Raw genomic sequence first — 16,541 nt, forward strand, 5'->3', positions numbered from 1 at the left:
ATGATCACCGGAACCGGCGTCGCCGCGAATGCTCGCGGTGTCACCCCGCGCATAAGTTGTGTCGGCGCGCATGAAGTTGCTAGCAAGTTGAGGCGCAGCGCGCAAAAAGGTGCGCGGCAGCCGCGCAGTATGTCGGCTGCGCGGGCAGCGGCGAAAGGTGTACCACCGCTTGCTCGTTGAGCGGTGCGGCGGCGGCCCGACGCGGAGGCCGAATTCATGGGATAAATCGGTAGCGGCTTGTCGGTGGGGCATGACAAGCTCGGTCGGTGCGGTCCTATCGGGTGGTCTTGTCGAGTGCGGCGGTGCGTAATGTGCTGCTGCTCGGGGCCTTGGTGCGCATCCCGTTCTTCGCCGGGGCGGTGCTGCTCGCGCTGCACGTCGTGCAGACGCTGCACGGGTCGTATGTGCAGGCCGGTGCGCTGAGCACGATCGTCACGGTCTGCATCGCGCTGAGCGGACCGTGGCGCGGGCGGCTGCTCGATCGGTTCGGGCTGCGCCGTACCATCGCGCCGTCCATCCTGGTCGGCGCGGTGTGCTGGTCGATCGCGCCGTTCGTCGACTACGTTCCGCTGCTCATCCTGGCCGCCATCGCCGGACTCTTCGACGTCCCGATTTTCACCGTGGTCCGGCAGGCGGTCATCGCCGCGACCACCGAGCAGAACCGTCAACCCGCGCTCGCGTTGGAAGCGGTGTCCGTCGAGTGCGCGTTCATGGTCGGGCCGATCGTCGGCGTCGCCGCAGCGGGCGTCTGGTCGACGACGATGGTGTTGTTCTTCGTGCAAATGACTTTGGTGCTGGCCGGCGTCCTGCTCTGGGTGCGGAATCCGCCGCTGCGCTCCGCCGCGGACGCCGACCGGTCGAGTTCGGCCGTCCCGCGCCGCAGCTGGTTCCGCATCGAATTCGTCGCCCTGTGCGTCGGCGCGAGCGCGGCCATCGCCGTCCTGTCCGGCTCCGAACTCACCTTCGTCTCCGCCATCCGCGAATTCGGCGCCCAGCAGTGGCTCGGCGTGGTCCTGGCCGTCTGGGGTTTCGGCTCGGTCGTCGGCGGCCTCGTCTACGGCGGACTACGACGCCCCATCTCGACCTACCTCCTACTCGCAGGCCTCGGTGCGGTCACTATCCCGATGGCCTTCGCCATCGGCCCCATCTCCCTCGCGATCACCGGCCTCATCGCCGGATTATTCTGCGCCCCAACGATTACCGCCTCCATCGACCAAATGAGCCGCATCGTCCCCGAAGGCGGCCGCGGCGAAGCCATCGGCTGGCACGCCGCCGCCCTCACCCTCGGCAACGGCATCGGCAGCTCCCTGGCCGGCATAGCCATCGACGCAGGCGGCTTCCCAGCAGGCTTCGCCGCCGCCGCAACCCTGGGCATAGCCATAGGTCTAGGAATCCCCTTACTCCTCACCCTCCGCGCCCGCCGTCGCACGGCAATCCTCAAAGAGCCAGCGGTAACTCGAGTCGGCGCCTGAACGCATCCGGTACGGACGGCTAACCGGCGTCCGTGCAGGTGGCCGAACTGGTTGCGGCACTGCGAAGTCCGGTATTGGCGTTATATGCCTGCCTCGGCTCGGGACGTGCGCGCTGGATGTGCTGGAGGTCTTCCGCTGACCTGCTGCAATCGTTCTGTGGGCGCTGTCGGCAGATCGGCATGCTGCTAGGTCTTGCGCTATACGTATACATCTACATATAGTGGGGCGGGAACGGGCCGTTGGGATGCGGCGGCTCGGGACTGGAAAGAAATGAAGATCCGAGGGGGTCGGCGAGGGCTTATGCGGGGTTCGCCGACTGGAGGATCTATGCGCGCATGCGCACTCACTTATGGATGGAGTCGTCATGGAATCACAGCATGTGGTTGATGAGGTTGTGAGCTTCTCGAAGGGGGAGACGGAGGAGTTTCGGGAGGTGATCGTGAAGGTGGGGCCCGGGGGCGGGCGGACGCAGCGGTTCGTCGGTCGGCTCTTGGGGGAGTCGACGCAGTTCAACAGGGTTGGCGTCGAGCTGGTTCGGGTTTATCTGGGCCGCAAGGGCAAGTATGCGGTGCACAAGAAGACGACGGACTGGACCGATCTCGCGGTGATGACCGACTGGGTCAAGGAATTGAAGAAGAAGGACTGGCGCGGCGGGTTCGATGTCGACGAGCAGAGCTGGGGCGACTCCATCCTGGAGGTGGTGGATTCGTTCGAGGAACTGCGGGATCGGATTCCGGCCAAGATCTTCCGCACTCTCGTCGACACGACCGAGCACCCGCCCATCGAGGATCTCGACATCTGAGCTGCGGCTCGGATACCGAAAGGACTTGTCCCCCATGTTTGCTCGACTCGGGCAGTTGGTCGTACACCATCCGTGGAAGGTGATCGGCCTGTGGCTGCTCATCATCGTCGGTGTGGTGGCCGCGGCGCCGACCCTCACCTCGACCACCGACCAATCCGATTTCCTGCCTTCGCATTACGAGTCGATCCAGGCACTCGACATGCAGCAGAAGGCTTTTCCGCAGAGCGCGGCGCCCGCGGCGCTGATCGTCTTCGCACGTGCCGACAATGGGCCGCTGAGCGAGACGGATGCGGCCTCGGTCGCGTCGATCGGCGCGAAACTCACCGGCGCGAACATCAAGGACGTCACCGGATTACAGGCGATCCCACCGTCGGAGAACCGGCTGATTCAGGTGATGGCCGTGCAGTTGACGAAGGTGACCAGCGCGAGCGACACGAAGCAGAGCGATGCGGTCAAGGCGCTGCGCAGCGAGCTGAAGGCGCAGGTGCAAGGCACCGAGCTGAAGGCGGGCATCACCGGCCAGGCCGCGCAGATGCTGGATCAGGTCGAGTCGAGCAATAAGGGCATGGCCATCATCGGGGCCGCGACGATCGTCTTGATCCTGGTGTTGTTGCTGATCATCTTCCGCAGCCCGGTGATCGCGCTGCTCCCGATCGTCACCATCGGCGCGGTCTCCAGCGTGGTCACCGGACTGATCGCCATGGTGGCCAAGGCTTTCGACCTGAAGATCGACAGTTCGGTGAACGCCATCCTGCTGGTGGTGCTGTTCGGCGTCGGCACCGACTACATCCTGTTCCTGATGTTCCGCTACCGGGAACGGCTGCGGGCGGGGGAGGACCCGAAGACCGCCATGGTCAGTGCGGTCACCCGGGTCGGCGAGGCGATCACCTCCGCGGCGGCCGCGGTGATCATCGCGTTCATGGCGCTGACCCTGTCCACCCTTGGCATGTTCCGGGCGCTGGGTCCGGCACTGGCGATCGCGGTCGCGGTGGCGCTGTTGGCCGGGCTCACCTTGGTCCCCGCCATCGTTTCGCTGTTGGGCACCAAGGTGTTCTGGCCGTCCAAGGCGTGGCAGACGGAGCCGAAGGGTGCGCGGTTCGCCGCAGTCGGCGGCGCGCTCGGGCGTCGGCCCGCGGCGTTCGCCCTGGTCTCCGGTGGCGTGCTCGTCGCGCTGGGCATCGTGGCCGTCGGGTTCAATCCGACCTTCGATCTGAGTTCGGGCTCGACCTCGGCCGCGTCCGAATCGGTGGTCTACAACAAGGAATTGCTCAAGGGCATGCCCGCCGGTGCCACCCAGCCCTCGGACGTGCTGCTTCGCTCGACCGAAGGCGCGCTGACCAGCGACCAGCTCACGAACTACCGGGCGGCGCTGACCACGGTGCCCGGCGTGGGCCAGGTGGGCGAGCCGCAGTTGTCCGCGGACAAGGCGACGGCTGACTTCCAGGTGACGCTCACCTCCGCACCCGAGTCGGACGCCGCGATCGAGACGGTCCGCAATCCGCTGCGGGATGCCGCGCACGCGGCAGCACCGGCCGGCACCACCGCGGCCGTCGGCGGCATGACGGCGGTCTTCGTCGACTTCCAGGACGCGATGAACCACGACTACGCCATCGTGTTCCCGGTGGCCGCCATCTTGATCATGATCGTGCTCGCCCTGCTGCTGCGCAGCCTGGTCGCGCCGTGGTATCTGATGGCGTCGGTGTTCCTCGGATTCGCGGCCACGCTCGGCGCGGCGGTGCTGGTGTTCCAGCACATTCAGGGTGAATCCGGGCTGATCTTCACGCTCCCGGTGATCATGTATCTGTTCGTGGTCGCGCTCGGCACGGACTACAACATCCTGATGGTGGCGCGATTGCGGGAAGAGGCTCGCGAGGGAAACGACCCGAAACAGGCTGCGGCACTTGCGTTGCGGCATACGGGTCCGACGGTCGCGGCGGCGGGCTTGATCCTGGCGGGGACCTTCGCCTCGATGATGTTGGCGGGCAACAACGTGCTCTCGCAGATGGGATTCGCCATCTCGGTCGGCATTGCGATCGCGGCCTTCGTGATGGCGATGTTCTTCACCCCGGCGCTGACGGCGTTGCTCGGGCACCGCGCCTGGTGGCCGGGGCACGGGGACGAGAGGTCCGGTGGGTCATCCGAGCGGGACGAGTCGCTGCACTCCGCGCGGGACGATCGTCCGCTGACCGCGCCCAGTGGTGCGACGGGCGGCTGGTCGAGTACCGGTGAACGGCGGTAAGTAAGACCGAAGGGCTGCCCTCCAGTGTTTCTGGAGGGCAGCCCTTTTCACTGCTCGGGTCTTACCGGTCGCGTGACGACCAGCTCACGTGTATGTCAGCCGCTGATGGCGTAGGGGCGGCGGACCTTGATCCCCGCCTCCACCGCCCGGGCCACGGCGGCACGGGAGACGCCGACTTCGTTGGCGATGCCCGGGGTCAGCCAGGATTCGTCGGCGAGACGAAAGATCTGGGTGAGTTGCTCGACGGAAAGGTTCGACATGCCGCGACGAGTGATCTCGCGTGCGAGAGCGGTGATTTCGTCCTCATCGATCTCGTCCTCGTCGTCCACCAGCTCCGGGTCCACCTCGACCTCGACGGGGATGCGGCCGACCATGCCGGCAGGCGCGGTGCGCACGGTGGGACGCGGCGGCTCGAGGTTCTCGTCGAAGACCAGCTGTTCGATCTCGGTCTCGGAGGTGGTGTGGGTGGCTGACTTTCGGCGGCTGGCGGCGGGGCGGGGAGCAGCCTCACCCGAGATCGCCTGGGCGACAGTGTCGGCGATCGTTGCGGCGGCCTTACGAATGGGGTCACCAGTGTGAGGCTCTTCTGGCTCGTCGCCGCGATGGGCGTCGGTGGTCGTTTCGGGAGCCGGGGTGACGGTGTCGGGATCGGTGCGTTTGCGCGGGATGTCATTCACCGGAAACAGCTGCATGGCATGGCCGTTGAGAGCGGCGTGACCGTTGGTCGGCACGACGCGGCCATTGTCGACGGCGTGGCCGTTGGTTGGTGCCGTGTCACCGTTGGTCGGTGTGGTGCGGTTGATCCCGTTGACCGGCTGGTCGTTGGTCCGTGCGGGGCGCTCGCCATCCACAGCGTGCCCGTTGGTGACAGCGTGCCCATTCGTGATCGTCGAGTGGTCGTTCGTCACCGCGTGTCCGTTGGTGGCAGCGTGGCCGTTGGTCGCGGACGAATGACCATTGTTGGAGGCGTTGCTGCGCGACGACTGTTGGTCAGATGTCTCGGCGGCGCTCGGGCCCGCCGCCTGGCGGGAACCGTTTGCCGAGTCAGCCTGTGCCGCAATGCCGTTAGTCGAGGAACGAGCGTTGTCGACTGATGCGGTAGAGCGCGAGTCACGCGGCTCCGCAGACAGCGGGTGGCCGTTGATTGCCGAGAACGGAATCGCGACCCCGGCATTGTCGGACTCATGCGCGCCGACCGGTGACTGCTCCTGGTGATGATCGTCAGCCGGAACCGCCTGAACGGCATGCCCGTTGGTCAGCGGCCGCGCGTTGTAGTCGTTGGGCGCATCGGGCAGTCGATGGGCCGTGTCAGCAGAGGACGCCTGAACAGCATGTCCGTTGGTCGCCGGTCGCGAGTCGCTAGGTGCGTCGGTCAGTGGGTGCGCAGTGTCGCCTGAGAAGGCCCGCACGGGATGCCCGTTGGTGGACGGCCGGGAGTCGTAGCTGTCGGGAGCTTGTGGCAGCCGGTCGGCAGTGTCGGCTGGAACCGCCTGAACGGCATGGCCATTGGTCGATGGCCGCGCGTTGTAGCCGCTAGGTGCGTCGGGCAATCGGTGGGCGGGTTCGGTCGAAGACGCCGGCACGGCGTGTCCGTTAGTCGACGGCTGAGAGTCGTAGTCGCCGGATGTGTCGGGCAGCGGGTCGGCAGTACCAGTCGGAACCGCTTGCGCAGCATGTCCGTTGGTTGCCGGTCGCGCGTTGTAGTCGTTGGGCGTGGCGGTCAGTGGGTAGGCAGCGTCGGCCGAGAACGCCTCAACGGCATGTCCGTTGGTTGCCGCTCGCGAGTTGTGCTCGTTGGGCGCATCGGGCAGTCGATGAGCAGTGTCGGCCGAAGAGGCCCGCACCGCGTGTCCGTTGATCGACAGCTGAGAGTCGTTGGGTGCTTGGCGGACAGCATCTGCCGAGGACGCCTGAACAGCTTGCCCGTTAGTCAACGATCGAGAGTCGGTAGGCACGTCGGTCAGCGAGTACGCAGTATCAGCCGAGAATCCCCGCACCGCATGCCCATTGGTCGACGCCGCGATGACGGGCTCCGTATGGTCGGTCCGCGATCGATCCGTCAACGTGTCGACGTCTTCCACCGGACCGACTTCAGCGCCAGGCAGCCGAGCCGCGGTGGTTGCCGCGTAGGGATCGACTCCGCTGAGCAACCAGCGCCGATCGTCCGGCGCATCGACGGTGAGCCCGACGCGCGCGTCCCGGTCGCTGACGCGATGCCGAACCACCGTCGCATCCCGATCCACCACCGGCGCCCCATCGATGAGCAGCGCGTACCGCGCGGAAACCCACGCGTGCAACCAGATCACGACCCCGACCATGACGGGTGCGATCGCGTATTCCGCGGCGCGTCCGAAGGAACCCGAGGCCAGGTGTGGTCCCGCGTTCAGCGCGATGGTGGTGCCGAGCAGTGCGGTTTCGAAGAACACCACCTTGCCGCGTGCGAGCTCGCGGCCCCAGCGGGCGGCGGTGGTCGCGGCGACCATGATGGTGATGATCGGGATCGAGATCATCGCTTCGATCCCGTAGCTCAACCAGTACAGCGGGTCGGTCATGTCCCCGCTCGGTACCAGGTTGTGCTGCACGTTCACGCCGGCCCACACCATGCCGAGCACGACAACGGCGATCAGCGCCCGCGAGGACCACTCGGCCCGCCGATACAACTGCGCCAGCCGCGCATCCTCGCTCGATACCCGCCGTCGCGCGGCCAGCGCCCGCCGATGCCACCGCTCGTCCGCCTCGTCGGCGCGCCGAATTTTGCCCGCGCTGCGCCGGTCTCGCTTCTCGGCGGCCAGTTCCTCTTCGACCGCCCGACGGCGCTGCTTGCGTCGCTGCGCCCGAACCCATTCCGCGAGTTCGCGTTCCGCCCCGATCTCGCCCTCGGATAGCACCTCGAACAGCGCGGCGTCGTGCTGCAGCGGCAGTTTTCCGCGAGCCGTCTCGACCCGCTGCGCCAACGCGGCGATCTCGGAACTACCGGTGGATTGTTCGTCGCGCATCGCGAGCCTTCCCGGAGCAGATCGTCAGCAGACCTACTTGCTCGAACGTATGTGTGATCGCACTGAGGCTAAACCGGCCACCGGCCGAGGTCAATGCCGACGCTCGAAAACCAGTGCGAATACTTCGCTGATCTTGTGACACGCCGATTTGAGCAACACGCCGTCGACGGCGGTTCGGAATGCGGCCGAATACCGGCGGGAATTCCGGTGGGCTGTGCCCGATTTCGACGTCGGGCGGCGTCGGTTCAGGACAAAGTTGTATGCCAAACAATGGCGGCGGCCAGCGCGCCCGCACCATTGACGGACCAATGCAGCGCGATCGGCGCGAGCAGGCTCCCGCTGCGGCGGCGCAGCCAGGTGAACACGACGCCCGCCCCCGCGGTGGCAATCACGGCGAGCAGAATGCCGATGAGCTGACCCGCGACACCCCCGCCGACGAACCCGGACAGACCGCGATTACTACTGGTCAATCCGAGCGACGAGGCGATATGCCAGAGCCCGAAAAGCAGCGATCCCGCCGCGAAGACACCCCGCGCCCCGTAGACCCGATCGAGCGTGCCGTGCAGCACCCCACGAAACGCCAGCTCCTCGGGGATCACCGTCTGCAACGGAATCACGATCATCGAGGCGATCAGCGCCCCGGAGATGGTGGCGTAGCGATCGGCCAGGAAGAACGGACGGGTTATCGGCAATATCGCGCCGATAGCGACCGCGGTGAGCACGACGCCGACCGCGCCGAGCGCATAGAGCGTCCCGCGTCGCCAGTATCGCGGTGAGAGGCCGAGCTCATGCCAATGCAGTCCGCGCCGGCGCATCATCGCCAGCAGCACGACGGCGGCCACGGGCACGGTCAAAATACTGGCCCAGGCGGTGGTGAAGTGCGCGATCAGGTTTGTCCCCACCAAGACGACGACAACCACGGCCACATCGGCATAAGCATGCAATTTGTGGCGGGGTGCAGCCGCTTCCTCGAGGTCCTGTGCGAGCATCCCGCCCAGTGTACGGATGGGTGCCGGGGCCGCCGCTTGATTGGTCATTTGCTATCCGCCTACCCGAATTCGCCGGATATACGGGACTCGATGTGGCGTGGTCGCGCTCGGGTTACTCTGACTAGAACTTGTTTCAGTTCAATGAGCCGCGCCCGGCGTGGCCTGAGCCCCGCGGCGGGCGCATGGGCCGGCTGACCTTCAGTGCCGTCAGCCGGCCCACCCGGCCGGATCCGTCCAGGCCTGCAGCTTGCGGGTGGTCACGAACCGCCGCGGCTCGTGACTGATCGGATCGGTGAACTCGAGCGACGCCGCGAGCAACTGCAGCGGACGGGTGAAATCGTCCACCGGCTTATCGGTGATCACCGGATAGAAGTCGTCGCCGAGGATCGGGACGCCGAGACCGTTCATGTGCAGCCGGAGCTGATGGGTGCGCCCGGTCAACGGTCGCAGCCGATACCGCCCGAGCCCGTCGTGGTGCTCCAGCAGCTCGATCGAGGTCTCGGCATTGGGCTCGCCCTCGACCTCCTGCGCCGCGAGCACGTGCTTCTCCTTCACGATCCGGCTGCGCACCACGCGCGGCAGCGCCAGCTCGGGATCGAACGGCGCGATCGCCTCGTATTCCTTGCGGACCGTGCGCTTGTGGAACATCGTCTGATACGCCCCGCGCCGCGCCGGGTTGATGATGAACAGCACCAGCCCCGCCGTCACCCGATCCAGCCGATGCGCCGGAATCAACTCCGGCAGCTCCAGTTCCCGGCGCAGCCGCACCAGCGCGGTCTGCAGAATGTGCTGGCCGCGCGGGATGGTCGCGAGGAAATGCGGCTTGTCCACGACGAGCAGGTCCGCGTCGCGATGCACGATGGTGAGGTCGAACGGCACCGGCGTCTCGATGGGCAGATCGCGGTGGAACCACACGGCGGTGCCGGGAGCGTAGGGCGCGTCGGGCGCGATCGGGCCGTCGAGATCAACGATCCCGCCTTCACTCAACAGCTCATCGATACGTGCCGGATCGACTCGGGGCAGCCGCTCGACCAAATGGTCGCGAATAGTCGCCCAGTCACCGTCCTCCGGCAGCCGGAGCCGGGCCGGGTCCAGGCCGTGCCGCTTGGGCAACGGCGGTTTCTGCCGCCTTCTCATCGGCATCGACCCTAGTCGTCGGCTATTTCATCGGGCGCTGCCGCCCTCGGTCAGTGGGCGCGCAGAGCGATGCCCGGGTAGTCGAGGACGAAGCCGGACTCGTCGTAGGTGAGCGTGCTGGTGAAATCGAACTGCGGTGCGGTGTAGGCGAAGCGTTGGTGCGGACCGTCGTCGTCGATTCGGTGGTAGCCCTGATCCAGCCGGGTCACCTCCAGCCCGACGGCGTGTACGTAGGCCGCAGGCGCATCCGCGGTCGTATCGATGGTCAAGCCGAGCCGGTGCACCGGGAACGCGTTGGTCAGTGCCGAAGCTTCCAGGTCGACGTCGAGGCAGCCGCTCAGTGCGGGGTTCGGCACGCCGTCGACCGTCCAGTTCCCTGCTCCGTCGGTGTTCAGCTGGACCGTGTGCCAGCCGCCGCGACGACGGGTCGCGACCGTGGCTCGTCTGGTGTGCCACGACGGGTCGAGGACGATCTGGTAATCCACCGCCCATACCTCGCCGTCCTCGACGGCCGTGGTGCATCCGTCGATCTGCACACCGGTCTCGGTCACCTTGAAGTAGGCGATCTCGAAACCGGAGCGTGCGCCACGATGCTGCCACGCGGCAGTCGGGTGTGGCAGCTCGAACATCACGGGCTCCGAATCAGAAGCCGCGCAGGCGATCCGGGCGGATCCGGACGATCGCGGAGTACTTGGCGAAGAACTCCTCGGCGGTCAGCTTGATGTCCTGCAGGCCGGTGACGTATTTCGCTGCGTACGTGGCGATTTCGTCGGGCGAGGCGGGAGTGTCGTCGATGCGTGCGGTGCCGGTGAACACCGCGACGTCACTGCCCCACTCGGTGCTGTTGAAGTTCAGCGAAACGCGCGGATTGCGGACGAGGTTGCGCAGCTTGGCCTGGTTGGGCTCGCTGAACAGCAGGAACTCGTCGTCGCGCCACTGGAACCACACCGGGTTGGGTTGCGGGGTCCCGGTAGAGCCGACAGTGGTCAGCCAGATGACGGGTTCCTTGTCGAGGCGCTCGATCACCTTGGCGCCGAAGGCCGTGCTCGGGTCGACGACGGGCGTTGATCGATCGGATGCCGTTGTGGTCATGTGGGGAACAACACCGCGACGGCCGGGAGGATTCCGCGCTAGGGCGTCGCCCGCTCGTCGAGCACCATCCGCCGCGCCTCGACCAGCGTCCGGCGCGCGCGACGGCGCACCCGGCACACGTCGACGCTGCAATTCAAATGCACCTGCATGGCACGGTGCGCCTGCTCGGGTGTCAGCTCGCCGGGATCGACCGAGCAACGCGCAATTGTGGAAATGACCTGTGTAACAAACATATTCACGACTCCAAACGCGGTACTTCTGTATGGAGAAGAAGCTAGCCATGTATCGGCGCTATCGGGCCTGGTTGGACCGTCGTTCATGGAGCATTCCGCCGCATGACGGGCAGCCGAAAGGCGCGAGTATTGCGCCGTTTTCGCAGATGGCCGGAACAAGTCCACAGTGCGACAATCAATTCTGCGATAAACGCGAACATTTCTGAAAGTGGATCGAATGGACATCCGTTCGGACCGAATGTGACATGGGTCGCCCGTCGGTGCGCCGGATGGGCTCTGGCTACCGCCGCTGACCAGCCCTTGCGTAGATAACTTAGGCTAACCTACATTCCTGGCGCATCTTGTGTGAGGATGAGTCCGGTTCGTTGAGCAGATCCAACGATGGCGAGAGGCAACAACCTATGACGGTGGAGGTCGCGCCGCTTCCTGCGGCGGAGACGCGGAACCGACCGCCCCGAGCGGTGCAGAAGGCGCGCAAACAACAGGAAGCGCTGGCGCGGAAGGAGATTCTCGCGCCGGTCCAGCGAACATTGACGCTGGCCGGCATTGTGATGGCGGTCGCTTCGGTGTGCGCCGTCGTGCCGTTCATCCTGATCGTCGAGGCCTGTCGCGAGCTGCTCGCCGATCAGGTCGACACCGATCGGGTGTGGCGCCTGGTGTGGGCGGCGATGCTCGTGCTGCTGGCCCGCGGCCTGCTGCAGGCGCTCGCGCTGACCTGGTCGCACCTGGTTGACGCGGGCTACCAGCTCACCGTCCGCCGGGCGCTCGCGGCCAAGCTGACCAGGGTCCCGCTCGGCTGGTTCGGCGAGCGCACCTCCACCGAGGTGAAGAAGTACCTGCAGGACGACGTCGAGGCGCTGCACTATCTGGTCGCGCATGCCAGGCTCGAGTTCGTCGGCGCCGTGATCGTGCCCGTCGTCACCCTCGGTTACCTGGTAACCGTCGACTGGCGCCTGACGCTGGTGCTGTTGATTCCATTGGTGGCCTACGCGATCGCGCTCAGCAAGATGATGGACCAGGACAACAGGGACAAGCTGGCCGTCTACAACCGGTGGGAACGCCAGGCGCAGGAGGCGACCATCGAGTTCGTCGACGGCATCCAGGTTGTCCGCGCGTTCGGCCAGGCGGGCAAGGCGCACAGCGAGTTCCAGGAGGCGGTGGACGGTCAGGCGCGCAGCCTGGACCGGTGGAAGACGCCGATGATCCGGCTGCAGTCCGTCGCCGATGTGGTGATCGCGCCGGTGTTCGTGATGCTGCTGATCGTCCTCGCCGGGCTGGTCGGCGTCGGGCTCGACTGGTTCGGCCCGCTCGACGTGTTGCCGTTCCTGCTGGTCGGCCTCGGGCTCGGCAGTTCGCTGCTCGGGCTCGGCTACGGCGGACAGGCGCTGCGCGCCGCAGGTGCCGCGGCGCTGCGGCTGTACGAACTGCAGCAGACGCCGGAACTGGTTGCCGGGACGCAGAATTCGCTGGAGGTGGACGCCGAGCATGGCGTGGTCCGGTTCGAGTCGGTGAGCTTCGGCTACCGCACGGACCATCGGGTGCTGCACGATCTCGACCTCGAGCTGCGACCGGGCACCCTCACCGCACTGGTCGGTCCGAGCGGGTCGGGCAAATCGACCCTCGGCAAGCTGGTGCCCCGCTTCTACGACGTCGACTCCGGTCGAATCACCATCGGGGGCCGCGATATCCGCGAGTTCGCCACCGAAGAGCTCTATCGCACCGTCGGATTCGTCTTCCAGGACGTGCGACTGATCCGCGGCACGATCAGGGAGAACCTGCGACTGGCCGATCAGCAGGCCGATGACGCGGCGCTGGAGCGGGCGGCGCGGGCCGCGCAGATCCACGACCGGATCATGGCCTTGCCGCGCGGCTACGACTCGGAGATCGGCGTCGACGCCAGCCTGTCCGGCGGTGAGGCACAACGACTTTCGATCGCGCGGGCGTTACTCGCGGACAGTCCCGTGCTGGTGCTCGACGAGGCGACCGCGTTCGCGGATCCGGAATCCGAGGCCGCGGTGCAGGACGCGCTCGCCGTGCTGGTCGCCGGACGGACCGTTCTGGTGATCGCGCATCGGCTGCACACCATCACCGGCGTCGACCGAATCCTGGTGCTGGAGAACGGAACCATCGTCGAACAGGGCGACCACCTGAGCCTGCATACCGCCGGTGGCACCTATCAGCGGCTCTGGGAAATCAATGAGGCGGCGCTCGGTGCCGTCTCCCTCATCGAAAAGGAGGCGGCGCGATGATTCGCAAGGTGCTCGGGCTCGTCCCGGACGAGTTCGCCCCGCTGACACCGAAATTGTTCGCCGCGATCACCGCGCAGGCGCTGAGCCAGGCGGCCGCGTATCTGCTGCTCGTTCCGGTGTTGTCGGCGCTGTTGGATCGCGATCTCGGCCGGGCCTGGTTCTGGACATTGCTGATGATCGCGGCCATCGCGGGCGTAGCGATATTCGGCTATCTCCAGACGGTCCTGGGTCTGCGCATCGCGGTCGGTCTGCAGCTTCGCCTGCAGACCAGGATCGGCGATCACCTCAACGCACTTCCGCTCGGCTGGTTCGAAACCCGCAGTGCCGGAAAGCTGTCCAGGATCGCGGTGGAGAACGTGCGTGAAATCCAGGGCACCGTCGCCTATTTGCTTGCCAAGGTGCTCAACAGCATCGTGGTTCCGCTCGGAGTCGCGGTCGGCATGCTGTTCATCGACTGGCGCATCTCGCTCACCATGCTGGTCGCGGCGCCCGTGCTCTTTCTGGTGAACGCCCTGGCCAACCGGGCATACACAGGGTCAGATCAGCGCGCGCACGCCGCCGCGTCCGAGGCCGATTCGCGCGTGGTCGAATTCGCCCAGGCGCAGCCGGTGCTGCGGGCATTCGGTGCGGTCGGTGCGGGCAATCGTGCGCTCGACTCGGCACTGCACCGCCAGCGTTCGGCGATGATCAGGATGGTGTTCACCGCGGTGCCCGGCTTGATCGTGTTCTCGCTGTTCGTGCAAGCGGTCTTCCTGGTATTGACCTACGTGGTGATAGGCCGGGTCACCGACGGCGCGATCTCAGCTGCGGCCGCGATCGCGCTGATCGCCGTCAGCTCCCGTTTCATCGAGCCGCTGAATCAGGCCGCCCAGCTCAGCAATGGCTTGCGTGCCGCCGCCTCCGCCGTCGACCGGGTAACCGACCTGTTGGCCGAGCCGGTGCTGCCCGAGGCGAAGACCGCTGTCACGCCGGGCGTTCCATCGGTGGTATTCGATGATGTGAGCTTCGGATATCGCCCCGGTGAGCCTGTCCTTTCCGGCCTGACGTTCAGCGTGCCGGCAGGCACCACCACTGCGATCGTCGGACCGAGCGGCGCGGGCAAGACCACATTGCTCCGACTGGCCGCGCGGTTCTACGACACCGACTCGGGCCGGGTCGTTGTCGGCGAACACGACGTGCGTGACCAGCCAGCGGAGACCCTGCTGAATCAGCTGTCGCTGGTCTTCCAGAACGTCTACCTCTTCAATCGTTCTGTCGCGGAAAACATTCGGATCGGTAGCCCCGACGCGACCGAAGCCGAGGTCTGGCGCGCGGCCGAGGCGGCCAGCGTGGACGAGATCGTCGAACGGTTGCCGGACGGTCTCGACACCGCGGTCGGCGAGGGCGGTGTCGCGCTGTCCGGCGGTGAGCGGCAACGGGTTTCGATCGCTCGCGCGCTGCTCAAGGACGCGCCGATCGTGCTGCTCGACGAGGCGACCAGCGCGCTCGACCCGCACAGCGAAGCGGTGGTGGTGCGCGGTGTGCATCAGCTGACCAAGGACAAGACGGTCATCGTGGTCGCGCATCGGCTCGCGACCATCGCGCACGCCGACCAGATCCTGTTCCTGGACGGCGGCCGGATCGTCGAGCGTGGCACGCACGCTGAGCTTTTGGCGGCGGAGGGGCGCTACGCCGACTTCTGGAACGAGCGCTCCCGCGCGACGGGCTGGCGGCTGGAGCCGGTCGCGGTCTGATCGAAACTGGCCTGCTCGCGTCGTCGATCGTCGCGAGTAGGTCTAGCGCACCGGCCCACCGTGGATATCCCGGTAGCGCGCCGCGGCCGCCGCGACATCACCGCGACCGCCACCGAACGGCTCACGCAGGAACGCGGTCAGTATGTCGTTGGTGGCCCGCTGTGTTTGCCGGGGTCCCCTGGCGCCGCCCATCAGGTGGGCCATCAGGAATCTGGCGGGATCGGCGAAGAACCGCGGGGCATCGGTGAAGCTGTAGTGGTTGGCCTCGGCGATCTCGTAGCGGAAGCCGCCCGCCTGTAGTCGGGCGAGCAGCGCACGATTGCCGTCCAGATACGCTGCGCCGTGGCCGGTTTCCTCGTGATCGCTTTCCAGCAGGAGGAACGGCTTCGTCAACGACTGCTGCGGCAGCGTGCCGTACAGCGTGCCGTCGATATTCGCCGCCGCTTTGAGCCGAGGATCGGTCGCCAGTGCGGCGGCCGCGGTCGCCCCGCCGAACGAATGCCCGATCGCGGCAACATGTTCGGTGTCGAGGTGCCCGAAAAGCCTGGAGCCCATGATGTCCGGGCGCTCGAGCTGATCGACCACGAAACGCAGATCGGCGGTACGCACGTCGAGTTGTCCGCTCATATAACGGGTTTGGTCCGGATCGTCGTCGAGAAAGCGCTCGTGCGGCGTCGCGATGGTTCCGTCGGCGAGTTCGGTGACCGCCGCCTCGTAGGGATGGTCGACAGCGAGTACAACGAACCCGCGACTGGCCAGGTCAGCGATCAGCCCGGTGTAAAAGGCGCGAGGCGCACCATATCCGGGGGAGAACAGCACCACCGGCCAGCGGGCCCGATCGGGGTTGACCGGCACGTCGAGCAGGGCGTGCGTATCGATGCGGTCATACCCACGCATCATGCAGCTGGGCAGTACCGTGACCCGCTCCGGCAACCGACCGCGGCCGTCGAGATAGGCCGGCCGCTTTCCGTGCGCCGCCGGGTCGGCCGGATACCACGCCTGCACAACGACATTGCGGTGGTCGTTCGGCGCATCGGTGGCCGGCTCCGGCCGATTCGCATCGACCAGCCGAAGCACCTCTGTACCCACGGCGTAGGACCCACTCGGCCGGGGCAGGTTGGGAACGGGCACCAGCGCCCAGGCCAGAGCGGCAGGCACCAGCAGCAGTCCGACTCCGACCCTGGCGACCGTCGCCCACCCGCCGCCACGCGATTTCCGCTGCCAGACAACGAGTCCGGTCGCCGCAGCCAGCAGCAGATACGTCGGCGCGAACTGCCAGTAGAACCCCTCGATCAGCCACTGCGCCACGCACCCGGCCAGCAACGCGGGCAGCGCGATGGACGCCACCCGCTGCGCGATGGACAGCGCGGCCACCGCCGTCACCGCGAACGCGAGCACGGCAAACCCGAGTACCGCATCCAGGATCGACATGCCAGTAGACCTCCCACTCCGGCACCGGGCCACGCCGGTGTTGCGCGACCGGCCTCGAGTACGAGTACAAGCCTGGCGGACGAGGGCGTCATCGCGCGTCGACAGCAGGTCGTGATCGGGTCATCCTCTGGGATGAACCCGGACCCCGCCGATCGGCGGACCGGCGCG

Annotated in this window: 12 protein-coding genes; 5 read left to right on the plus strand and 7 right to left on the minus strand. The window is 66.7% G+C overall.

Annotated elements, in window-relative coordinates:
* Window positions 1-266: 266 nt before the first annotated feature.
* The 3 genes from ACIBK2_RS08955 to ACIBK2_RS08965 all read left to right on the plus strand — a co-directional run bounded on the left by ACIBK2_RS08955 (window position 267) and on the right by ACIBK2_RS08965 (window position 4,513).
* Window positions 267-1,472, plus strand: coding sequence for an MFS transporter (locus tag ACIBK2_RS08955; protein WP_396965201.1), 1,206 nt, complete (start codon window positions 267-269; stop codon window positions 1,470-1,472).
* A 364-nt stretch (window positions 1,473-1,836) separates the two neighbouring features.
* Window positions 1,837-2,274, plus strand: a complete 438-nt coding sequence (locus ACIBK2_RS08960) for an EXLDI protein (RefSeq protein WP_396965203.1) — start codon at window positions 1,837-1,839, stop codon at window positions 2,272-2,274.
* Window positions 2,275-2,308: 34 nt separating this feature from the next.
* Entirely contained in the window at window positions 2,309-4,513 is a 2,205-nt protein-coding gene (locus ACIBK2_RS08965) for an MMPL family transporter (protein WP_396965205.1), read from the plus strand.
* A gap of 95 nt (window positions 4,514-4,608) precedes the next feature.
* On the opposite strand, the gene ACIBK2_RS08970 is transcribed toward ACIBK2_RS08965, so the two are convergent.
* The 6 genes from ACIBK2_RS08970 to ACIBK2_RS08995 all read right to left on the minus strand — a co-directional run bounded on the left by ACIBK2_RS08970 (window position 4,609) and on the right by ACIBK2_RS08995 (window position 10,960).
* Entirely contained in the window at window positions 4,609-7,509 is a 2,901-nt protein-coding gene (locus tag ACIBK2_RS08970) for a hypothetical protein (protein ID WP_396965207.1), read from the minus strand.
* Window positions 7,510-7,754: 245 nt separating this feature from the next.
* On the minus strand, window positions 7,755-8,498 hold the full coding sequence (locus tag ACIBK2_RS08975) for a CPBP family intramembrane glutamic endopeptidase (RefSeq protein ID WP_379286662.1): 744 nt from the start codon (window positions 8,496-8,498) through the stop codon (window positions 7,755-7,757).
* A 207-nt stretch (window positions 8,499-8,705) separates the two neighbouring features.
* Complete coding sequence (locus ACIBK2_RS08980) at window positions 8,706-9,635, minus strand: RluA family pseudouridine synthase (protein ID WP_396965210.1); 930 nt, start codon at window positions 9,633-9,635, stop codon at window positions 8,706-8,708.
* Window positions 9,636-9,685: 50 nt separating this feature from the next.
* Window positions 9,686-10,264 carry a putative glycolipid-binding domain-containing protein gene (locus tag ACIBK2_RS08985; protein WP_396965212.1) on the minus strand — a complete coding sequence of 193 codons (579 nt, stop codon included), beginning with the start codon at window positions 10,262-10,264 and terminating at the stop codon, window positions 9,686-9,688.
* A 13-nt stretch (window positions 10,265-10,277) separates the two neighbouring features.
* Window positions 10,278-10,727, minus strand: coding sequence for a TIGR03667 family PPOX class F420-dependent oxidoreductase (locus ACIBK2_RS08990; protein ID WP_396965214.1), 450 nt, complete (start codon window positions 10,725-10,727; stop codon window positions 10,278-10,280).
* 38 nt (window positions 10,728-10,765) lie between these two features.
* A complete protein-coding gene (locus ACIBK2_RS08995; protein ID WP_396965216.1) occupies window positions 10,766-10,960 on the minus strand; it encodes a hypothetical protein in 195 nt (64 codons plus the stop codon).
* Between the two features lie 401 nt (window positions 10,961-11,361).
* Between ACIBK2_RS08995 and ACIBK2_RS09000 the strand changes: the two genes are divergently transcribed.
* Together ACIBK2_RS09000 and ACIBK2_RS09005 are read left to right on the plus strand one after the other, a co-directional pair.
* A complete protein-coding gene (locus tag ACIBK2_RS09000) occupies window positions 11,362-13,209 on the plus strand; it encodes an ABC transporter ATP-binding protein (protein WP_396965218.1) in 1,848 nt (615 codons plus the stop codon).
* Window positions 13,206-14,942, plus strand: coding sequence for an ABC transporter ATP-binding protein (locus ACIBK2_RS09005; RefSeq protein WP_396965221.1), 1,737 nt, complete (start codon window positions 13,206-13,208; stop codon window positions 14,940-14,942). The genes ACIBK2_RS09000 and ACIBK2_RS09005 overlap by 4 nt, the downstream gene beginning before the upstream one ends.
* A gap of 42 nt (window positions 14,943-14,984) precedes the next feature.
* Here ACIBK2_RS09005 and ACIBK2_RS09010 read toward each other — a convergent pair whose 3' ends face one another.
* Window positions 14,985-16,373: an alpha/beta hydrolase family protein gene (locus tag ACIBK2_RS09010; RefSeq protein ID WP_396965223.1), complete on the minus strand. Its 1,389-nt coding sequence runs from the start codon at window positions 16,371-16,373 to the stop codon at window positions 14,985-14,987.
* Window positions 16,374-16,541: the final 168 nt, after the last annotated feature.

Source organism: Nocardia sp. NPDC050175, from assembly GCF_044459885.1.
Classification (GTDB): Bacteria; Actinomycetota; Actinomycetes; order Mycobacteriales; family Mycobacteriaceae; genus Nocardia.

Coding starts and splice junctions, on each gene's coding strand:
- ACIBK2_RS09010 (WP_396965223.1), bottom strand. CDS start 16,373: ATGTCGATCCTGGATGCGGTACTCGGGTTTGCCGTGCTCGCGTTCGCG.
- ACIBK2_RS08975 (WP_379286662.1), bottom strand. CDS start 8,498: ATGCTCGCACAGGACCTCGAGGAAGCGGCTGCACCCCGCCACAAATTG.
- ACIBK2_RS09005 (WP_396965221.1), top strand. CDS start 13,206: ATGATTCGCAAGGTGCTCGGGCTCGTCCCGGACGAGTTCGCCCCGCTG.
- ACIBK2_RS08970 (WP_396965207.1), bottom strand. CDS start 7,509: ATGCGCGACGAACAATCCACCGGTAGTTCCGAGATCGCCGCGTTGGCG.
- ACIBK2_RS09000 (WP_396965218.1), top strand. CDS start 11,362: ATGACGGTGGAGGTCGCGCCGCTTCCTGCGGCGGAGACGCGGAACCGA.
- ACIBK2_RS08965 (WP_396965205.1), top strand. CDS start 2,309: ATGTTTGCTCGACTCGGGCAGTTGGTCGTACACCATCCGTGGAAGGTG.
- ACIBK2_RS08995 (WP_396965216.1), bottom strand. CDS start 10,960: ATGTTTGTTACACAGGTCATTTCCACAATTGCGCGTTGCTCGGTCGAT.
- ACIBK2_RS08985 (WP_396965212.1), bottom strand. CDS start 10,264: ATGTTCGAGCTGCCACACCCGACTGCCGCGTGGCAGCATCGTGGCGCA.
- ACIBK2_RS08960 (WP_396965203.1), top strand. CDS start 1,837: ATGGAATCACAGCATGTGGTTGATGAGGTTGTGAGCTTCTCGAAGGGG.
- ACIBK2_RS08980 (WP_396965210.1), bottom strand. CDS start 9,635: ATGAGAAGGCGGCAGAAACCGCCGTTGCCCAAGCGGCACGGCCTGGAC.
- ACIBK2_RS08990 (WP_396965214.1), bottom strand. CDS start 10,727: ATGACCACAACGGCATCCGATCGATCAACGCCCGTCGTCGACCCGAGC.